The organism is Salana multivorans, assembly GCF_003751805.1.
GTDB lineage: Bacteria > Actinomycetota > Actinomycetes > Actinomycetales > Beutenbergiaceae > Salana > Salana multivorans.
This window is the reverse complement of record NZ_RKHQ01000001.1, coordinates 1,462,999-1,480,190: the sequence shown is the minus strand read 5'-3', so window position 1 is coordinate 1,480,190 and position 17,192 is coordinate 1,462,999. Positions and strand designations below refer to the sequence as shown.

Here is a 17,192-nt window from a genome sequence, read left to right as displayed (position 1 = left end):
CAGCCGCGAGCGTTGGCGCCGGGGGCGGACGGGGGCGCGCGTCGGAGACGTGGGCGGCGGGGGCGGCCCTGGGCGCCGAGAGCAGACGTGGACACCGGGAGGGACGGCGGCGCGCGGCGGCGGACGGGGACCCCGAGCGCATCAACCGGCCCGGGCGTGGCCACGGTGGCCGCGCTGGCCACTGCGTGACCGGCTTGGTCGAGCGAGCCGGCCCAGAGGTGGCCACGGCGATCGCGCTGACCACCGCGCGACCGGCTCCGCTCGCACTCGCCGCCCGCACCCGCGCCCGCTCCCGGCCCCTGCCCGAGGCCAGCAGCCCCCCGCCAGCGCCCCCCGCCCGCTACCAGCGGCCAGCGGCCGTCACGACTCGAGCCGGCCCGCCCGCGACCCGCCCCCGCGAAGGTCGCGTCCGCGACCCGCACCCGCACCCGCACCCGCGAAGGTCCCGCCCACACCCGCCCCCGCGAGGTCACGACTCGATCACGACTCCGTCCACCCGCCACGAACCTCTTGACGCCCCGGTCGCCGATCCGCCACAGTATCCATCGAAGCGCTTCGTCGAAGCGCTTCGATGCACTCGCGCAAGACGACGACGTCGGAGGTGATCGGTGTGGGCAACGCCGTCGCCGTGATGGCCGAGCTCCCGAGTCGCCCCGCGAGGCAGCACCGGACGTCACGCCAGGCGTGACTCACACATGAAAGGCACCACCATGAGGATCAGGTCAGCACTCAGCGCGGTGGCCGTCGGGGCGCTCGCGGTCACGATGGCCGCGTGCGGCTCCGGCAACGGCGGCAGCACCGGTGACGGCGGCGGCTCGGACGCGAGCGGCGGCGCCGACGGCGAGCTCTCCTGCGGGGAGATCACCTTCTGGCACTACGAGGGCGACGACTCCGCGATGAACCAGTCCTGGCTCGTCGCCATCGACGAGTGGGAGGCCGCGATCGGCGGCACCGTCAAGGTCGAGAAGCAGACGTTCGAGCAGCTCCAGAAGAACGCCAAGATCGTGCTCACCGGCGACGACGTCCCGGACGTCATGGAGTACAACAAGGGCAACGGAACGGCGGGCCAGCTCGCCTCCCAGGGCCTGCTCACCGAGCTGGACGACTACGCGGCCGACTACGGCTGGGACTCGGTCCTTCCCTCCTCCATCCAGACGACGGCCCGCTACGACGAGGACGGCCTCATGGGCTCCGGCCCGTGGTTCGGCGTCCCGACCTACGGCGAGTACGTCACCGTCTACTACAACGAGGAGATGTTCGCCGACAACGGCATCGAGGTCCCGACCACGTTCGCCGAGCTGGAGGCGGCCCTCGACGCGTTCGTCGCCGCCGGCATCACCCCGCTGGCCGAGGCGGGCGCCGAGTACCCGATGGGCCAGCTCTGGTACCAGCTCGTGCTCCACCACGCCGACCGCGACTTCGTCGACGCGTTCCAGCTCTTCGACGGTGACGTCGACTTCACCTCCGGCCCCCTCAAGGAGGGGACGGACACGCTCCAGGGGTGGATCGACAAGGGCTACATCAACCCCAACGCCAGCGGCCTCACCGCCGAGGACATGGGCGTCGCCTTCATCGCGGGCAAGTACCCGGTCATGGTCTCCGGGTCCTGGTGGTTCGGCCGGCTCAACGCCGAGATCTCCGACTTCACGCTGGGACAGATGATCTTCCCGGAGAACTCGCTCAACGCGGGGTCCTCGGGCAACCTCCTCGTCATCCCGACGAACGCCAAGGAGAAGGACTGCGCCGCGTCCTTCATCGACACGGCCCTCGCGCAGGGCGCGCAGAACAAGCTCGCCGAGCTCGGCGGACTGCCCGTCGCGGGTGACGCGAGCGTCATCACCGACGAGAACGTCAAGGTGCTCACCCAGAACTGGGACGCGATCGTCGCCGACGACGGTCTCGCGTTCTACCCGGACTGGCCCGTCGCCGGGTTCTACGACCAGGTCGTCAGCTTCGGCCAGTCCCTGCTCAACGGGTCCAAGACGCCCGACCAGGCGCTCGACACGCTCGGCACCTTCTACCAGGAGGGTCGCGCGGACATCACCGGCGAGTGAGCCGCGTGACGCGGCCCGCTCGCCCGACCGGCGACGCGGGCCGCGCCCGAGCCCGAGGAAGGACATGACCGGATGAGCAACGCCGCCCCGTCGATCATCGACCCCACCGCCGCCCCCGCGCCCTCGCGCGGCCGGGCACCGACGCCCGGCCGCCGACCCAGCACCCGGGTCTACTGGCTCTACCTCCTGCCCGGAGGGATCGCCCTCACCGTGGTGATCATCGTCCCGTTCGCGATGAACCTCTGGTACTCGCTCCACAAGTGGAAGGGCGGCCTCGCCCCCATGCGGTGGATCGGGTTCGACAACTACGTCGACCTCATGTCGGACGACGCCTTCTGGCGCTCGTTCCAGAACTCTCTGTGGATGATCGTCGCGATGGTCATCGTCCCGACCCTCATCGGGATCGTCCTCGCCGCCGTCCTCTTCGACGTCGTCGGGAAGAACATCGGGACGCGGACCGCGTCGTTCCTGCGCGCCGTGTACTACCTGCCCCAGATCCTCCCGATCGCGGTCGCCGGGATCGTGTGGAACTGGATCTTCAACGCCGAGACGGGAGCGCTCAACGAGATCCTGCGCTCCCTCGGCGTGACCGACCCGCCCAACTGGCTGGGGGTGCCGGGCCTCGCCCTGCCCGCCGTCATGATCGTGCTCGTCTGGATCCAGATCGGGTACCCGACCGTCATCTTCATGTCGGCGCTCCAGCGCGTCGACCCCGAGTTGTACGAGGCGGCCGAGATCGACGGCGCCGGCTGGTACCGCCGCTTCCGGGCCATCACCATCCCGCAGATCCGCCCGGAGACCTTCGTCATCACCCTGACGTGCACCATCGCGGCGCTCAAGGTGTTCGCCCCGATCTACGTCCTCACGCGGGGCGGACCCGAGGGCTCGACGCTGGTCCCGAGCTACTACACGTTCCTCAACTTCTTCGACAAGTCCAAGATCGGCTACGGCGCCGCCGTCGCCACGGTGCTGACCTTCGTCATCATCGTCGTCGCCGTCGTCATCCAGTCGCTCCAGGCCAGGGCCGAGCGCCGCGAGGAGGAGGGTCGCTGATGACCACCGCAACCACCGGCGCCACGGGCGCCGCCGCCCGTCCCGACACCCCCCGCGTCGTCGGCAGGACGCGGGACCGTCACCACCGCGGCGCATGGCGCTGGGTGATCCTCGCCCTGTGCATCGTGTTCGCGATCGGGATGATCGCGCCGTTCCTCCTCATGGTGATGAACGCGTTCAAGAGCCCGGCGAGCTACTCCTCGGGCGGGCCGCTCCAGCTCCCGACCGAGCTCTACACCGAGGGCCTGGTGAAGTTCTGGAACGCGACGAACTTCCCGGTCAAGCTGTGGAACTCGATCTGGACGTCGGCCCTCGCGGCCCTGTTCGGCGTCCTGCTCTCGCTGCTGACGGCGTTCGCCATCGGCGTCGGCCGGATCCGCGGCCGGATGTGGATCGTGCTCGTGTTCCTGCTGGCGAACATGCTCCCGCAGGAGGTGCTGCTCTACCCGCTCTACACGATGGCGCAGCAGGTCGGCCTCAACAACTCCGGCTGGGCGATCGTCATCATCTTCGCCGTCATCCAGTGCGCGTTCGGCACCTACCTGCTCGCCTCGGTGCTCGGCACGTTCCCGAAGGCCCTGCTCGAGGCGGCGGCGCTCGACGGCGCCACGACCTGGCGCATCCTGTGGCAGGTGGTCTACCCGATCGTCCGACCGACGCTCTCGGTGCTGCTCATCTTCTTCTTCATCTGGACGTGGAACGAGTTCTTCATCCCGCTCGTCATGCTCACGACGCCGGACAGCCAGACGGTGCCGATCGCACTCGCCTCGCTCCAGGGCGACCGGATGCTCGACGTCCCGACGCTCAACGCCGGCGCCCTGCTCTCGCTCCTGCCGACGCTCGTCTTCTTCCTCATCTTCCAGCGCACGCTCACCCGCGGCGTCACGGCCGGCGCCGTGAAGTAGCAGTCGTCCGGGGCCCCGCCCAGCTGACCGGGCGGGGCCCCGGCACCCCCACGATCGACCACCCCCCGATCGCCACCCCCGAGATCAAGGACGCACCCCATGAAGTTCTCCGACGGCTACTGGCTCACGCCCGAGGGCATGACGATCCTGCGCGCGGCCGAGGTCCGCGACGTCGTCGCCGACCCCGACGCCGGTACCCTCACCGTCTACGCGAGCACCCAGGTCATCCGGGCCCGTCGCGACACCCTCAACCGCCCGCTGCTCACCGTGACGTTCTCCTCGCCGGCGCCGGGGGTGGTGCGGACGCGGATCGTGCACTTCGACGGGGGGCCGGAGCAGCTCCCGCGGTTCGAGCTCGCCGGCGAGCCGGGGTTCGCGCCGACCGTCCGGGCGGACGAGGCGGGGGGCGAGCTCACGACGGGCGAGCTGCGCGTCGTCGTCCGGCGCGGGCCGGGCTGGCACGTCGAGTACCGCTCGCGGGCCGGCGCGGAGGACGCCGGTGTCGGGGGGACCGGCGCAGGCGACGGCTCCGTCGACCGGCTGCTCACGTCGTCGACGACGCGGTCGGCTGCCGCGATCGCGCGCGACGACGGCGCGCACTACATGCACGAGCAGCTCACGCTGGCGCCGGGTGAGCTGATCTACGGCCTCGGCGAGCGGTTCGGGCCCGTCGTGAAGAACGGCCAGAGCGTCGACATCTGGAACCTCGACGGCGGCACGATGTCCGAGCAGGCCTACAAGAACGTGCCGTTCCTCCTGTCCAGCCGCGGCTACGGCGTGCTGGTCGACCACCCGGGGAAGGTCTCGTACGAGATCGGGTCGGAGGCCGTCGAGCGCACGCAGTTCTCCGTCCCGGGCCAGGTGCTCGAGTACCTCGTGATCGACGGCCCGACGCCGAAGGACGTGCTCGCCCGGTACACCGCGCTGTCGGGGCGACCGGCTCGGGTGCCGGCGTGGTCCTACGGGCTGTGGCTGACGACGTCGTTCACCACGTCCTACGACGAGGAGACGGTGACGTCCTTCGTCGACGGCATGGCCGAGCGCGAGATCCCGCTGTCCGTCTTCCACTTCGACTGCTTCTGGATGCGGGAGTTTCACTGGACGGACTTCGTCTGGGATCCGGCGACCTTCCCCGACCCGGCCGGGATGCTGCGCCGGATGAAGGCGAAGGGGCTGCGCATCTGCGTGTGGATCAACCCCTACATCGCGCAGCGCTCCCGCCTGTTCGCCGAGGGCAGGGAGCGCGGGTACCTCGTCCGCAACGCCGACGGGTCGATCTGGCAGACGGACCTGTGGCAGGCCGGGATGGCGCTGGTCGACTTCACGAACCCGGAGGCCGGGGCCTGGTACGCCGGGTACCTGCGCGAGCTGCTGGACCAGGGCGTCGACTGCTTCAAGACGGACTTCGGCGAGCGGATCCCCAGCGAGGGCGTCGTCTACCACGACGGCGGCGACCCCGAGCGGATGCACAACTACTACACGCACCTGTACAACCGGACGGTGTGGGACGCCCTCGTCGAGGCGCGGGGCGAGGGCGAGGCGGTGCTGTTCGCGCGCTCGGCGACGGCCGGCGGGCAGCAGTTCCCGGTGCACTGGGGCGGCGACAACGACTCCTCACTCGCGTCGATGGCCGAGACGCTGCGCGGCGGGCTGTCGCTCGGGCTGTCGGGGTTCGGGTTCTGGAGCCACGACATCGGCGGGTTCGAGGGCACGCCGGACCCGCTGGTCTTCAAGCGGTGGCTGCCGTTCGGGCTGCTGTCGTCGCACTCGCGGCTGCACGGGTCGGACTCGGTCCGCGTGCCGTGGGCGTTCGACGAGGAGGCCGTCGAGCTGACCCGCCGCTACACCCACCTCAAGCACCGGCTCATGCCCTACCTCGCGCTGGCCGGCGACGAGGCCCACGCGGCCGGGGTTCCCGTGCTGCGCCACACGCTGCTGGAGTTCCCGGACGACCGGTCCTGCTACACCGCGGAGCTGCAGTTCCTCCTGGGGCCGTCCGTGCTGGTGGCGCCCGTGTTCGACCCCGACGGGTCCGTCGACGTCTACCTGCCCGAGGGACGCTGGACGTCGCTGCTCACGGGCGAGGTGGCCGACGGCGGGCGCTGGCGACGCGAGCGGCACGACGTCGGGACGCTGCCGGTGTACGTGCGCCCCGGCACGGTGCTGCCGCTCGGCGCGCGGGCCGACCGACCCGACTACGAGTGGGTCGACGGGGTGACGCTCACCGCCTACGAGCTCGCCGACGGGCAGTCCGTCGACGTCCACGTGCCGAGGCTCGGCGGGGCGCTCGGCGACGGACGTGACTTCACGGTGCGCCGCGAGGGCTCCCGGCTGGTCGCGACGGGGCCGGACGACGTCGCGTGGCGGCTCGCGCTGCCGGGCGGGGACGGGCGGGCGGTCGACGCGGCCGGCGGGTGCGCGGAGGTGTCGCTGGGCTGAGCCGCCGGGGGTCGCCGGGCGGTCGCAGGGGGCCGCGCGGGTGGCCGCGGGTGGCGTCGGGAGGGGTGAGGCGGGGCGAGGGAACACGACGAGGGCCTCGCGCGTTGTACCGGTTGGATCCCCAACGACGCCCACCCGTGGGCGCAGCCATGCGCGGAGAAAGGTGACGCCATGCCCCAGAAGCGCCGCTCCCGGCTCGAGTTCGAGAACGACAACGGCGAGACCCTGCGTTACGTCGAGCACCTCAACGGTGGCGGGTTCGTCTCGCCCAAGGCGACCGTCCCCGAGGACGCCGTCGTGCTCACGGGTGCCTTCGTCGAGGCCGGAGCCGTCATGGCGCCCGGATCGCGGCTCGGCCGCGGGTCGTGGCTCGAGGCCGGCTCGGTGCTCGAGCGCGGCGTCGTCGTCAACGGGTCGGTGCACGTCGGCCCCGGCGTCCGCGTCGGCGACGGCGCGCGGATCGGCTCGCGCGTCAAGATCGGCGCCGGCGCGGTGATCGAGCCCGGCGTCGTCGTCCCGGCCGACGCGCACGTCGACGAGGGCGCCCACGTCGAGCGCTCCTCCTACACCCGGGCGGCCTGAGCCCGCTCGTCGTGCGCGGGTGGCTAGAGCCCGGCCAGGTGCTCCCGGCCGGCGAGCTGGACGACCCGCCACCTGCCCGGCGCATCCTCGACGACGCGCGTGATCGAGCAGTGGCCCGGCTCGAAGTCGAGGCCGGGATCGAGCACGCGCGCGGTGGCGACGACCGTCGCCCAGTGGCCGTACAGCGCGAGCCGGCGCCAGTCGTCCCGCGCGAGCCACTCCGTCACCAGCGACGTCGCTCGCGCCGCGAGGGAGGCCTCGTCCTCCGGGAACCGGGGGAACCGCGCGGCGGTGGCGAGGTCCGACCCGACCAGCAGCCGGTCGCCGAACCGGGCGCGGTAGTCCTCGAGGTCGAGCCCGGCGAAGTCGGCCAGCGGTCGGAAGACGAAGTGCTCCGACATCCGCACGTCGACGGTGCCGACGCTCCCGCTCGGACCCAGGTGGGCGAACGCGGTCTGCGCCGCGCGCAGGAACGGGCTGACGACGACGGCGTCGGGCGCCAGCTCCGCGACCGGCCGCGCCGCCGCCGCGGCCTGCGCCTCGCCGAGCGGCGTGAGCGGTGGGTTGGCGTGGTCCCGCACCTCGCGCAGACCGTCGGGCTCCGCGGTGTTGTAGGCCTCGCCGTGCCGCACCATGACGATCTCGCGCTGCATCCGTCGCTCCCGTCCTCGTTCCTCGTCCCTCGGCTCGCGGGCGGATCGACCGGCACCGCGCCCGCCGATCCTCCCGCGAGCGCTCACTCCATCGCCAGCGCCGCACGGAGGCCGCTCACCGACTCGTCGAGCCGGTCGGGACGGCGCTCGAGCGCCCAGCGCACCAGGTCGTGCCGCTGGACGAGCCGGAACGCCGGCAGCACGGTCGCGATCACCGAGCGATCGGCCTCGGCGCCGGCGACGAACGCGTCCATCTCCTCTGCCGACGGGTGGCCGGTGGTGTCCCGCTCGCGCTCGAGCGCCAGCAGGTCCAGGTACAGCGCCGGCCCGAAGCTGGCGCACCCCCAGTCGAGAAGCACCGGCGGACCGTCCGTCCGCACGAGAAGGTTGCGCACCGACAGGTCTCCGTGACTCAGCCCGAACGAGAACGGCACGTCCCGCAGGGCGGCCGCGCGGTCGCGGATCTCGGCGCGCTCCGCCACCGAGTAGGCGCCCAGACGCAGCAGCACGTCGTCGTCGTCGGTCAGGCGGTCGAGGTTGTAGGCGAGGTGGGAGTGCCACGCGGCCGCCGGGTCCCGGCCGAACCGGGTGAACAGCGCGTCGGGCGCGTCGCCGTCCGGCACGATCCGGTGGATCGCGGCGGCGTACGCGCCGAGCGTCTCCCAGGCAGCCGGTCCGGTGGCGGCCGGCCGCCCGGGGACCAGCTCCTGCACGCCGTAGTCGATGCCGTCCAGCGTGCCCGTCGCGAGGATCTCGGCGGTCGGCACGCCGGCCGTCGCCGAGCGGCGGGCGCACCAGGCCTCGGACGCGAACACCGCGGGCTTCGAGCGGTCGCGCGCGAACCGGACGACCACGCGCTCGGCGTCCTCCCCCACGACGACGACGTGGTTCTCCGACCCCAGGCCGGTGATCTCCTCCGCGTGGGCGCCCCGCACCCCGTGCCGCAGCGCCACGCGTCGAGCGAACTGGACGGGTGGCGGCACGTCGACAGCCTAGGCGCGGCTCGGCCGCGGCTCAGTCGTAGTAGCGGAACCCCCGCCAGGCGCGGCGCCGGGACGCGTGCGGGTCGAGCTCGACCCGGGCGCGGTCGGAGAGGACCAGCGTCGCCCGGGCGGGCTCCCCCTCCCCGCCGTCGACGACGAACCGCGGCCACCGCTCGCGCCCGCGCACGGCCAGGTCGAGCCACGTCGACTGCATCGCCCCGCCGACGACGTCCAGCCGCCGGCCACCGCCGAGCAGGTTCGCCCGGCGCCCGAGCGTCGAGTTGCGTCGCCCGAACGTCGCCATGAGATCGGTCCCGTGCGTCGGACCGAGCCCGATCGCCGAGATGAACGGCGTCGCGAAGTCGTACCGGTACATCCAGGTCGGCGCGATGCGCGCGTGTCCCTCGGCCACCGCGAGCGTCGGCGCCCAGAACAGGAAGTCGCCGATCACCTGCGCCGCCGCGCGGCGGGACGGGAACCCCGGGTAGGCGTCGAGCAGGGGCTCCGGCGCGTTGTCCGTCGCCCGCAGGAGCGCCTCCACCATCTCCTCCGGCGGCCGCTTCTCCACCTTGGTGAAGACGAGCCCCTCGTTGTCGGTGGTCCCGACGAGGAGCGGTACCGCGTGCCCCCGCCCCGACGCGAGCACGTCGAGCGGGCGCTCCGGCAGCACCTCCCCCGGCCCGTCCGCGACCACCGAGCAGTACGAGAGCACGCCGGGCCACTCCTCCTGCTCGCGCGCGAGCGCCGCGTCCGCCACCTCGAGCAGCCGGCGCGCCGGGATGGTCAGGAGCAGCTCGACGACGTCGATCGCGTCGTCGCCGGGATCGCCGGCCGCCACCGTCTCGACGATCCGGGGGCCCGGCCCGTCCGGCAGCTCGCCGCCGTCCGCCGCATCGTCGCCGCCGTCGTCGGTCCCACCCGCACCGGCCAGCAGCGCCTCGACCACCCACCGTCCGCGGCGCCGCGCCGCCTCGGGCGACGACACGCACGCGGCCGGCGGCGACTGCGCCACCGCGGCCTGGAACAGACCGGCCGCCGCCGGCATCGCGAGCAGCGACACCACGCCCAGCGCCCCGGCGGACTGGCCGGCGAGCGTCACGCGCGACGGGTCCCCGCCGAACGCCGCGATGTTGCGCTGCACCCACCGCAGGATCGCGAGCTGGTCACGCAGCCCGAGGTTGCGCTCGATCGGCCGCTCGGGCGTCGAGAGCTCGGTGAGGTCGAGGAAGCCGAACGGGCCGAGCCGGTAGTTGCCGGTCACGTAGACGATGTCGTCCGAGGCGAGGAACGGCATCCCGCCGTACAGCGGGTAGGACGCCGAGCCGCCCGAGTTCGACCCGCCGTGGAGGAAGACGACGACCGGCTTGAGCCCCTCCGCCGTCTCGGCCCGCCGCGCGACGTTGAGCGTGAGGCAGTCCCACGACTGGTCCTCCTCGGCGATCCCCCGCCCGGGCGGCTGGACGCAGGCCGGGCCGAACCGGCTCGCGTCCCGCACCCCCTCCCACGGCACCGGGGGCCGCGGACCGAGCCAGCGGAGCGCGCCCTCGACGGGGGCCGCGTACGGGATGCCGCGCCAGGCGAGGACGCCGCCGGGCACCCGCTCCGGCGGGCTGAGCCGGACGCCGCGCAGGACGCCCGACTCCGTCGTGACGAGCAGGTCCGCGTCCTCCTCTGGAGGGGTCGGGTGCCCCGGCGCGTCGTGGCGTCCGGGGTCGGCGGCCCCGGCCCGTCCGGCGTCGTCCGGCTGCTCCGCCCGAGCACCGCGCCGTCTCATGAGCCTCACGCGAGCCATCATCCCCGATACCCTCCCGGCATGGAGCGATTCCCCACGTCAGAGGACTACCCCGACCGCGAGGTCCTCACCTGGGCCGGTTTCGGCCACGCGGTGCGCGACCTGGCGCGGATGGTCGCCGCCTCCCACTGGGAGCCGGAGATCACCGTCGCGATCGCGCGCGGCGGTCTCGTGCCCGCCGGTGCGCTGGCCTACGCCCTCGACGCCAAGGCGATGGGGACGATGAACGTCGAGTTCTACACGGGTGTCGGCGCGACGCTGGACGAGCCGCAGGTCCTCGCGCCCGCCCTCGACGTCGACGAGCTCGCCGGGAAGCGGGTGCTCGTCGTCGACGACGTCGCGGACTCCGGCCGCACCCTCCTGCTCGTCCTCCAGCTCATCGCCGAGCGGGGCGCCGACGTGCGCAGCGCGGTGATCTACACGAAGCCGACGTCGATCGTCGTCCCCGACTACACGTGGAAGAACACGGAGGCCTGGATCATGTTCCCGTGGTCCTCGCTGCCGCCGGTGACGGGCGCGGCCAGCACCGACGCCTGAGCCGCCTACTCCTGGGCCGCCTCGGCCTCGTCCAGGTCCTCGTAGCCGCTCAGCAGGACGGTCCAGTGCAGCGTCCGGGTCGTGAGGTTCTCCCCGCGCGCGGCGAGGTCGGCCACGAGGTCCGCGTACAGCGCGAGGGTCCGCGGCGAGTACGTGAGCAGCTCGCCGCGCAGGTAGGTCTCGAACGACGTGTCGTCGATCCGGTCCTCCGAGCTCGTCAGGAGGCGCATCGCGCGCCCCAGCCGGGGATACGCCGCGCGGAACTCCCGCGCCCACGCCACCTGGCGCGCGACGACCGACTCGATGGTCGGGAGCAGGCCGGGGTCCAGCTCCGGCAGGTGCGGGGCGAGCTCCACGCGGTAGCGCTCCGGCTCGGTGCTGGCCATCATCCGGGCGTACTTCTCGGTCACGAGGTTGCGTCCGACGGCGTCCGCGTGGTCGAGGTCCGCCTCGTACGAGCGCAGCATCCCGGGCGTCCAGGTGAGGAACTGCGCCAGCCGCATCTGGTGGAAGGTCGGCCAGTCGTCCTGGCACGCCGCCCGGCCGCCGTCGTTGCGCGTCAGCTGGAACTGCGCGAACTCGTGCGCGACGACCCGCTCGGCGAGGTCGACCGTCTCCCGCCCGACCATCACAGGCTCCGCAGCCACTCGGTGGTGATGGCCGCCTCGACGTGAGGTCGCTGCCACTCGAGGAACGTCTCGTCGGAGGTGGTCCAGCGTCGGGCGCGGAAGTCTGCGACGACCTGAGCCGCGAGATCCTCGATCAGCCCGGCGACCAGCTCCCCCGCCGCCGCGGGCTCGGCGAGCGCGCCCGGCGTCGGGAAGGCCGAGGAGGTCGGGAAGCACGCGGCCGACGCCAGTCGCAGGATGTCCTCGAGCGTGTCGACGACGCCGGGCAGCCGGGCGATCAGCCGTCCCGAGAGCCGGCGCAGCGCGGCCATCTGCCACTTGTAGTACGGCAGGTACCCGACCCGCGCCGGGTGGTTGACGAGGAACACCAGCGACGCGGCGGCGCTCGCCGTCTCGGCGATCGCGAGCCAGGCGGCCCCGCCGTCGCCGCGCTCGATCATCCGCGGGACGTTGTACTGACCCGCCTGCGCGATCATCCCGAGACGACGGGAGACGAGGGCGAGCCGGACGTCGTCTGGCATCTGCTTGAACCCCTGCCGCGTCGCGGAGAGGACGCCGAGCTGGTCGCGGAAGACGGCGCCGTTCGTCGCGGCGGCGAGCGTGGCCTCGGGCAGCATGAGCCACTCGTGCGGACGCTCGGCCGGCGGCGCCTCGCGGTAGCCCGTGATCGACTCGAAGAACGCGCCGATCTCGAAGACACCGCGACGCCGGTTCGCGCCGCGGGACCGCGGGGTGCGCTCGTCGTCGCTCGGCCGGGTGAAGCCGAGGAACTCCCGCGGCAGCGCGTCGTAGGCGGCCTGGAGGTCGGCGCCGATCGCGTCGTGGTCCTCGGCCGTGAGCCAGAGGCACAGCTCCGGGCCGAAGTCGTGATCGCGGGAGAGCCCGTCGTCGAAGCCGTAGCACTCCGACCCGTGCCCGACGAGTCCGACGGCGATCCGCGGCGCCTGGTCAGGGAAGCGCGCGAGGAGGTCGGGGCCGTAGGCCTCCCAGTACGCGCGGGAGAGGTCGAGCCCGCTCATCGACGACGGGGCACCGCTCGGTGTGGAGACCGGCGACGGCGTGGACACCGGTGACGGCGTGGAAGCCGGCGACGGCAGCGCCTCGGCGTCGCCCCCGACGGCGGCGAGGTTCTGGGCCGTCACGCGGTAGGCGTCGCTGTCCCGGCCGAAGCAGACCTCGACGATCGCGAGCGCGCGCGCGTACGCGGCCGCCGCCTCCCGCGTCCGCCCGGCCCGCGCCTCGGCCTGTCCGAGCGCGGCGAGCGCCGACGCCAGGTGCGGGTCGACGGCGCCGACCCGGTCGAAGACCTCGAGCGCCTCGGCCAGCTCGGCCCGCGCGAGCGCGTCCTCTCCCGCCTCGCCGGACGCGGAGGCGAACCGGGCCAGCGCGAGGTTGACGAGCGTCGAGGCGATCTCGGTGTCCCGGTCCCGGTCGGTCGAGCCGCCGCGCAGGATGGCGAGGGCCTCGGTCAGCTCCTCGCGCGCGCGGTCGTGGTCGCCGAGGTCGGAGAACAGCAGCGCGAGATTGTTGTGCAGCGCCGCCAGGCGGCGGTCCAGCGGCGGCAGCGTCCGCTCGGCGTCGGCCAGCGCGAGGCCGTAGAGCTCACGCGCGCGCACGGGGTCACCGGCCGCCCGCAGCGCCGTCGCCGCGTTGATCCGCGTCGTCACGCCCGCCTCGGACCCCGCCGCGCCGAGCTCGTCGAGCAGCTCGAGGGCGCGGTCGGCGACGCCGGCCGTCTCGCCGTGCCGGCCCGTCACCCGGAGGAAGCCCAGGAGCTCGTTGAGGACGGTCAGCTCGCCCCCGCGGTCCGACTCGGCGCGTGCGGTCGCCAGCGCGTCGTCGAGGAAGCTCGCCGCGCGCTCCGGCCCCTCCTGAGCGCCGAGGATCGCATCGAGCCGGGCGAGGAAGGCGGCGACGTCCATCCCTCCACCCTTCCCCAGGGGCCGATCCCGCACCCGGGCCGAAGGTCACGGCCCCCGCCACCGCCGCGTCCGACGCGTCACACTGGACGCATGGGATTCACCCGCGAGGAGCTGCTCGCCTTCCACGGCGCGGAGGTCCCCGACCTCGTCGGGCCGGGCGTCCGGCTGCTCCTCGTCGGGATCAACCCCGGCCTGTACTCGGCCGCGGCCGGCGCGCACTTCGCCCGGCGGGGGAACCGGTTCTGGCCCGCGCTCGCCGACGCCGGCGTGCTGCCCCACGTCGTCGACAACGCCGAGGGGATGTCGCCGGCCGACGAGCGACTCCTCCTGGACCGCGGCATCGGCATCACCAACATCGGGCGGCGGGCGACCGCGCGGGCCGACGAGCTGACCCGCGAGGAGCTGCGCGCCGGCGCCGCGCTCCTGCGCGAGAAGGTGCGCGCGTGGCGGCCGGCCGTCGTGGCGATCCTCGGGCTCACCGCCTACCGCGCCGCGTTCGACGAGCCGCGGGCGCTCGCCGGGGAGCAGCCCGGCGGCCTGGAGGGCGCGCGCCTGTGGGTGCTGCCGAGTCCCAGCGGCCTCAACGCCCACGAGACGCGCGCGTCGCTCGCCGCCGCCTACGCCGCGCCCGCCGCGGCGGCCGGTCTGCTGCCCGGCGGGACGACGCGGCTCACCATCCCAGCAGACTGACGACGAGGACGCCGTCGTCCGTGAGGCCGACGGCCCCGGCCCACCGCAGCGCGTCGAACCGGGAGTGCAACGCGTCCGCCGCCCGCCGAGGCTCGTCCGGCACGTAGGGGGCGAGGGCGTCGACGATCCCGACCGGGGCCTCGCTCGGGACGAGGGCGTCGCCCAGCTCGGCTCGGATCTCCTCGACGACGTCGTCCGGCGGCACCACGACGGCCTGCACCCACGGCCCGGCGACGTCGCCGCCGGGTCCGGTGAGCAGCTCACCGGAGACCCAGGTCGCGGACTCGATCGGGGCGAGCTGCGGGACGAGGTCGAGGAGGGCGTCGACGTCGTGGCTCACGACGTCACCACCCGTGCGGACGAGCTCCGGGCCGCCGTCCGGTGACGACTGGACCGGGCGCGGCGGGGCGGTGCACGCGGCGGCGCCGAGCAGCACCGCGACGGCGAGGGCCGCGCCGCCGGCCCTCGCGCGGGCCCGCCGACCGACCCGCCGACCGGCCCGGGAGCTGACCGGCATCAGCGCCGGCGGCCGAAGATCGAGCGCCGCTCCCCGTCCCCGGTCACCGCCGACTCGACCTGCGCCTGCGCCGCGAGGAGCTCGAGATGGCGGGTGTAGACGTGCTCGGCGCCCGCGCGCGGATCCTCGGTCGCGGCGAGGTGGCCGCCCAGCGCCAGGCCCACGGCCCCCTGCATGACGGCGCGGATGCCGTCCACGGTCACGTCGACGTCGCCGGCCGGGACCGCACCGGCCTCCTGCGCCCGCGTGACGAGACCCGCGAACGACGCCCACGTGTCGTCGCTCTGGGTCCCGATCGCCTCGGCCTGCTCTGGCCAGTCGCCGTAGACGAGCCGGAACCGCTCCGGGTGCCCGACCGACCAGGAGATCCAGGCGAGGCCGGCCGTGCGCAGGGCCGCGGCGGCGTCGGGGTTCTCACCGGCGCGGGAGAACAGCGTCGCCGTGCGACGCAGCTCCGCCAGGGCGACGGCCTCGAGCAGCGCCGTCTTGTCGGCGAAGTGCTTGTAGGGCGCGTTGTGCGAGACGCCGGAGCGGCGGCCGACCTCCCGGAGCGTCACGTGCTCGGGGCCGCCCTCGTCGATGAGACGGGTGGCGGAGACGACGAGAGCGTCCTTGGTACTCATCCAGCCAGCGTACCGATCTCGTTGACGCCGTCAACCCGATTCGGTCGTCCGGGAACTAGCGCGGGTCGACGGGCAGCCGCAGCGTCACCGCGGTGCCCGTTCCCTCGCGCGAGCGGATCTCGACGGTGCCGCCGTGCCGCTCCACGACGATCCGCACGAGCGAGAGCCCGATCCCCGTCCCCGGCAGGTGCCGGGTGCGCGAGCTGCGCGCCAGCTCGTCGAACACGATCGGCAGCTCGTCCGCCGGGACGCCCAGCCCGGTGTCCGCGACCTCGATCGCGACCCATCCGCCCTGCTCGGAGCCGCGCACCTCGACCACCGAGTCCGGCGCCGAGTACTTGATCGCGTTCCCGATGACGTTGGTCAGCGCGAGGTGCAGGAGGTCGACGTCGCCGCGGACCGGTGGCAGCGGCCACGGTGCCCGGGGCAGCGCGAGCTCCACCCGGCGCGTCCCGCCCCCGACGCCGACGGACGCCTGCACGACGTCCTCGACCGCCTCGGCCACGAGCTGCGCCGAGTCGACGACCTCCCACTCCAGCTCGGCCCGCTCCAGCTCCCCGACCTTGCGCAGGTCGGCCACGAGCGAGGCGATCCGGGCGCTCTGCCCGTCGATCGTCTCCAGCAGGCGCGCCTGCTCCACCTCCGGCAGCGGCCCGCCGGAGGAGACCCCGGCGGCCAGCCCGGCGACCGCCGCGCGGATCGCCGTGAGCGGGTTCTTCAGCTCGTGGTCGAGCCGCGCGACGAACCGGCGGTGCGCGTCGTGCTCGATCGCCCGACCGCGCTCGCCCGCCTCCGCGGCCACGGCCGCGAGCGCCGCCTCGCGCTCGGCGCGCAGTCGCTCGCGGCGCGCGCGCAGGCCGAGGACGACGCCGACGACGGCCGAGACCACCAGCCCGACCCACAGCGGGACGAGCGCCAGCGAGGCCCGCATGACGAGGCTCGCCCCGGGCATCGTCGCGGCGAGCACGACGCACGAGATCGCGGACACGATGAGCGGCGCCAGGACGAGCGCCCAGCGGCGCGCCGTCATCGGACGACCCCGACCGGGGCGCAGAACCGGTAGCCGCCGGCCGGGACGGTCTCGATCCACCGGGGCGCGGCCGCGTCGTCACCGAGGACGCGACGGATCTCCGCCACGCGGTGGTCGACGGCGCGCGAGGCGACGACAGCGCCGAACCCCCACAGCGTCGCGAGCAGGTGCTCGCGGGTGTGCAGCTCGTCGGGGTGGGTCATGAGGTAGTCGAGCAGGAGCGACGCGCGCGGCGTCAGGTCGACCTCGCGGTCGCCGACGAACACCCGGCGCGCCGCTCGGTCCAGCCGCAGCTCGCCCGACGCCACGACGGTCGCCGCCGGCAGGGACGGGACGCCCGGGACGGCCCGGCGCAGGACGGCGCGGATCCGGGCCAGCAGCTCGGCCGGGTCGAACGGCTTGTTGAGGTAGTCGTCGGCGCCCTCCTCGAGCGCGGCCGAGCGCTCGTAGGACTCCCCCACCTGCGTCAGCAGGATGACGGGGGTCCAGTCGCCCGCCTCGCGCAGCCGACGGACGACGCTGCGTCCGTCGAGGTTCGGCATGAGCACGTCGCACACGACGAGCTCGGGCCGCAGCCGGGCCACCGCGGCGAGGGCCTCCTCGCCGTCGGAGGCCGTGTGGACCTCGAGGCCGGCCCGCGTGAGGAACGGGGCGAGCGAGGCGCGGATCGCCTCCTCGTCGTCGACGAGCAGCACGCGCGCGGTCATGAGCCACTCCTTCGCCGGGGGGACGGCACCCCGCCCCCATTGTTCACGGACGTCGCGGTCGCGGACGAGCGCACGG

At 73.9% G+C, this 17,192-nt stretch carries 16 protein-coding genes; 7 read left to right on the top strand and 9 right to left on the bottom strand.

Annotated elements, in window-relative coordinates; genetic code table 11:
- Window positions 1-710: 710 nt before the first annotated feature.
- The 5 genes from EDD28_RS06610 (at window position 711) to EDD28_RS06590 (ending at window position 7,033) form a co-directional block, all read left to right on the top strand.
- Window positions 711-2,054 carry an ABC transporter substrate-binding protein gene (locus EDD28_RS06610; RefSeq protein ID WP_123738882.1) on the top strand — a complete coding sequence of 448 codons (1,344 nt, stop codon included), beginning with the start codon at window positions 711-713 and terminating at the stop codon, window positions 2,052-2,054.
- A 72-nt stretch (window positions 2,055-2,126) separates the two neighbouring features.
- Window positions 2,127-3,107: a carbohydrate ABC transporter permease gene (locus EDD28_RS06605; protein WP_123738881.1), complete on the top strand. Its 981-nt coding sequence runs from the start codon at window positions 2,127-2,129 to the stop codon at window positions 3,105-3,107.
- Entirely contained in the window at window positions 3,107-4,012 is a 906-nt protein-coding gene (locus EDD28_RS06600; RefSeq protein WP_123738880.1) for a carbohydrate ABC transporter permease, read from the top strand. Before EDD28_RS06605 ends, EDD28_RS06600 begins: the two co-directional genes overlap by 1 nt.
- 99 nt (window positions 4,013-4,111) lie before the next feature.
- Entirely contained in the window at window positions 4,112-6,451 is a 2,340-nt protein-coding gene (gene yicI / locus EDD28_RS06595; RefSeq protein ID WP_123738879.1) for an alpha-xylosidase, read from the top strand.
- Between the two features lie 171 nt (window positions 6,452-6,622).
- Window positions 6,623-7,033 (top strand): LbetaH domain-containing protein, encoded by a 411-nt coding sequence (locus EDD28_RS06590; protein WP_123738878.1) that lies wholly within the window; start codon window positions 6,623-6,625, stop codon window positions 7,031-7,033.
- Between the two features lie 23 nt (window positions 7,034-7,056).
- On the opposite strand, the gene EDD28_RS06585 is transcribed toward EDD28_RS06590, so the two are convergent.
- The 3 genes from EDD28_RS06585 to EDD28_RS06575 form a co-directional block, all read right to left on the bottom strand.
- The gene (locus EDD28_RS06585) at window positions 7,057-7,686 is read right to left on the bottom strand and encodes a histidine phosphatase family protein (protein ID WP_123738877.1); all 630 of its coding nucleotides are present in this window, start codon (window positions 7,684-7,686) and stop codon (window positions 7,057-7,059) included.
- An 83-nt stretch (window positions 7,687-7,769) separates the two neighbouring features.
- Window positions 7,770-8,669: an aminoglycoside phosphotransferase family protein gene (locus EDD28_RS06580; protein ID WP_123738876.1), complete on the bottom strand. Its 900-nt coding sequence runs from the start codon at window positions 8,667-8,669 to the stop codon at window positions 7,770-7,772.
- 31 nt (window positions 8,670-8,700) lie between these two features.
- Window positions 8,701-10,443: a carboxylesterase/lipase family protein gene (locus EDD28_RS06575; RefSeq protein ID WP_123738875.1), complete on the bottom strand. Its 1,743-nt coding sequence runs from the start codon at window positions 10,441-10,443 to the stop codon at window positions 8,701-8,703.
- A gap of 39 nt (window positions 10,444-10,482) precedes the next feature.
- Here EDD28_RS06575 and EDD28_RS06570 point away from each other — a divergent pair, with 39 nt between their 5' ends.
- A complete protein-coding gene (locus tag EDD28_RS06570; RefSeq protein ID WP_123738874.1) occupies window positions 10,483-10,998 on the top strand; it encodes a phosphoribosyltransferase in 516 nt (171 codons plus the stop codon).
- 5 nt (window positions 10,999-11,003) lie between these two features.
- Here the strand turns inward: EDD28_RS06570 and EDD28_RS06565 are convergent, their stop codons facing one another.
- Both EDD28_RS06565 and EDD28_RS06560 read right to left on the bottom strand, forming a co-directional pair.
- A complete protein-coding gene (locus tag EDD28_RS06565; protein ID WP_123738873.1) occupies window positions 11,004-11,627 on the bottom strand; it encodes a DUF4125 family protein in 624 nt (207 codons plus the stop codon).
- Window positions 11,627-13,549, bottom strand: coding sequence for a DUF4037 domain-containing protein (locus EDD28_RS06560; RefSeq protein WP_123738872.1), 1,923 nt, complete (start codon window positions 13,547-13,549; stop codon window positions 11,627-11,629). The genes EDD28_RS06565 and EDD28_RS06560 overlap by 1 nt, the downstream gene beginning before the upstream one ends.
- A 90-nt stretch (window positions 13,550-13,639) precedes the next feature.
- Between EDD28_RS06560 and EDD28_RS06555 the strand changes: the two genes are divergently transcribed.
- The gene (locus EDD28_RS06555) at window positions 13,640-14,239 is read left to right on the top strand and encodes a mismatch-specific DNA-glycosylase (protein ID WP_123738871.1); all 600 of its coding nucleotides are present in this window, start codon (window positions 13,640-13,642) and stop codon (window positions 14,237-14,239) included.
- Here the strand turns inward: EDD28_RS06555 and EDD28_RS06550 are convergent.
- Genes EDD28_RS06550 through EDD28_RS06535 form a run of 4 tightly spaced genes read right to left on the bottom strand, consistent with a single transcriptional unit; the run spans window position 14,220 to window position 17,116 of the window.
- Window positions 14,220-14,756: a hypothetical protein gene (locus tag EDD28_RS06550; RefSeq protein ID WP_123738870.1), complete on the bottom strand. Its 537-nt coding sequence runs from the start codon at window positions 14,754-14,756 to the stop codon at window positions 14,220-14,222. The two genes, EDD28_RS06555 and EDD28_RS06550, sit on opposite strands and share 20 nt — an antisense overlap.
- Window positions 14,756-15,379 carry a TetR/AcrR family transcriptional regulator gene (locus tag EDD28_RS06545; RefSeq protein ID WP_123738869.1) on the bottom strand — a complete coding sequence of 208 codons (624 nt, stop codon included), beginning with the start codon at window positions 15,377-15,379 and terminating at the stop codon, window positions 14,756-14,758. Before EDD28_RS06545 ends, EDD28_RS06550 begins: the two co-directional genes overlap by 1 nt.
- 55 nt (window positions 15,380-15,434) lie before the next feature.
- The gene (locus EDD28_RS06540; protein ID WP_123738868.1) at window positions 15,435-16,409 is read right to left on the bottom strand and encodes a sensor histidine kinase; all 975 of its coding nucleotides are present in this window, start codon (window positions 16,407-16,409) and stop codon (window positions 15,435-15,437) included.
- A complete protein-coding gene (locus tag EDD28_RS06535; protein ID WP_123738867.1) occupies window positions 16,406-17,116 on the bottom strand; it encodes a response regulator transcription factor in 711 nt (236 codons plus the stop codon). The genes EDD28_RS06540 and EDD28_RS06535 overlap by 4 nt, the downstream gene beginning before the upstream one ends.
- Window positions 17,117-17,192: the final 76 nt, after the last annotated feature.

Excerpts from the sequence above, each read along its gene's own strand:
- EDD28_RS06605 (WP_123738881.1), top strand. The coding sequence starts at position 2,127 with ATGAGCAACGCCGCCCCGTCGATCATCGACCCCACCGCCGCCCCCGCG.
- EDD28_RS06555 (WP_123738871.1), top strand. The coding sequence starts at position 13,640 with ATGGGATTCACCCGCGAGGAGCTGCTCGCCTTCCACGGCGCGGAGGTC.
- EDD28_RS06575 (WP_123738875.1), bottom strand. The coding sequence starts at position 10,443 with ATGAGACGGCGCGGTGCTCGGGCGGAGCAGCCGGACGACGCCGGACGG.
- EDD28_RS06610 (WP_123738882.1), top strand. The coding sequence starts at position 711 with ATGAGGATCAGGTCAGCACTCAGCGCGGTGGCCGTCGGGGCGCTCGCG.
- EDD28_RS06570 (WP_123738874.1), top strand. The coding sequence starts at position 10,483 with ATGGAGCGATTCCCCACGTCAGAGGACTACCCCGACCGCGAGGTCCTC.
- EDD28_RS06590 (WP_123738878.1), top strand. The coding sequence starts at position 6,623 with ATGCCCCAGAAGCGCCGCTCCCGGCTCGAGTTCGAGAACGACAACGGC.
- EDD28_RS06600 (WP_123738880.1), top strand. The coding sequence starts at position 3,107 with ATGACCACCGCAACCACCGGCGCCACGGGCGCCGCCGCCCGTCCCGAC.
- EDD28_RS06540 (WP_123738868.1), bottom strand. The coding sequence starts at position 16,409 with ATGACGGCGCGCCGCTGGGCGCTCGTCCTGGCGCCGCTCATCGTGTCC.
- EDD28_RS06545 (WP_123738869.1), bottom strand. The coding sequence starts at position 15,379 with ATGAGTACCAAGGACGCTCTCGTCGTCTCCGCCACCCGTCTCATCGAC.
- EDD28_RS06535 (WP_123738867.1), bottom strand. The coding sequence starts at position 17,116 with ATGACCGCGCGCGTGCTGCTCGTCGACGACGAGGAGGCGATCCGCGCC.
- yicI (WP_123738879.1), top strand. The coding sequence starts at position 4,112 with ATGAAGTTCTCCGACGGCTACTGGCTCACGCCCGAGGGCATGACGATC.
- EDD28_RS06565 (WP_123738873.1), bottom strand. The coding sequence starts at position 11,627 with ATGGTCGGGCGGGAGACGGTCGACCTCGCCGAGCGGGTCGTCGCGCAC.
- EDD28_RS06550 (WP_123738870.1), bottom strand. The coding sequence starts at position 14,756 with ATGCCGGTCAGCTCCCGGGCCGGTCGGCGGGTCGGTCGGCGGGCCCGC.
- EDD28_RS06585 (WP_123738877.1), bottom strand. The coding sequence starts at position 7,686 with ATGCAGCGCGAGATCGTCATGGTGCGGCACGGCGAGGCCTACAACACC.
- EDD28_RS06560 (WP_123738872.1), bottom strand. The coding sequence starts at position 13,549 with ATGGACGTCGCCGCCTTCCTCGCCCGGCTCGATGCGATCCTCGGCGCT.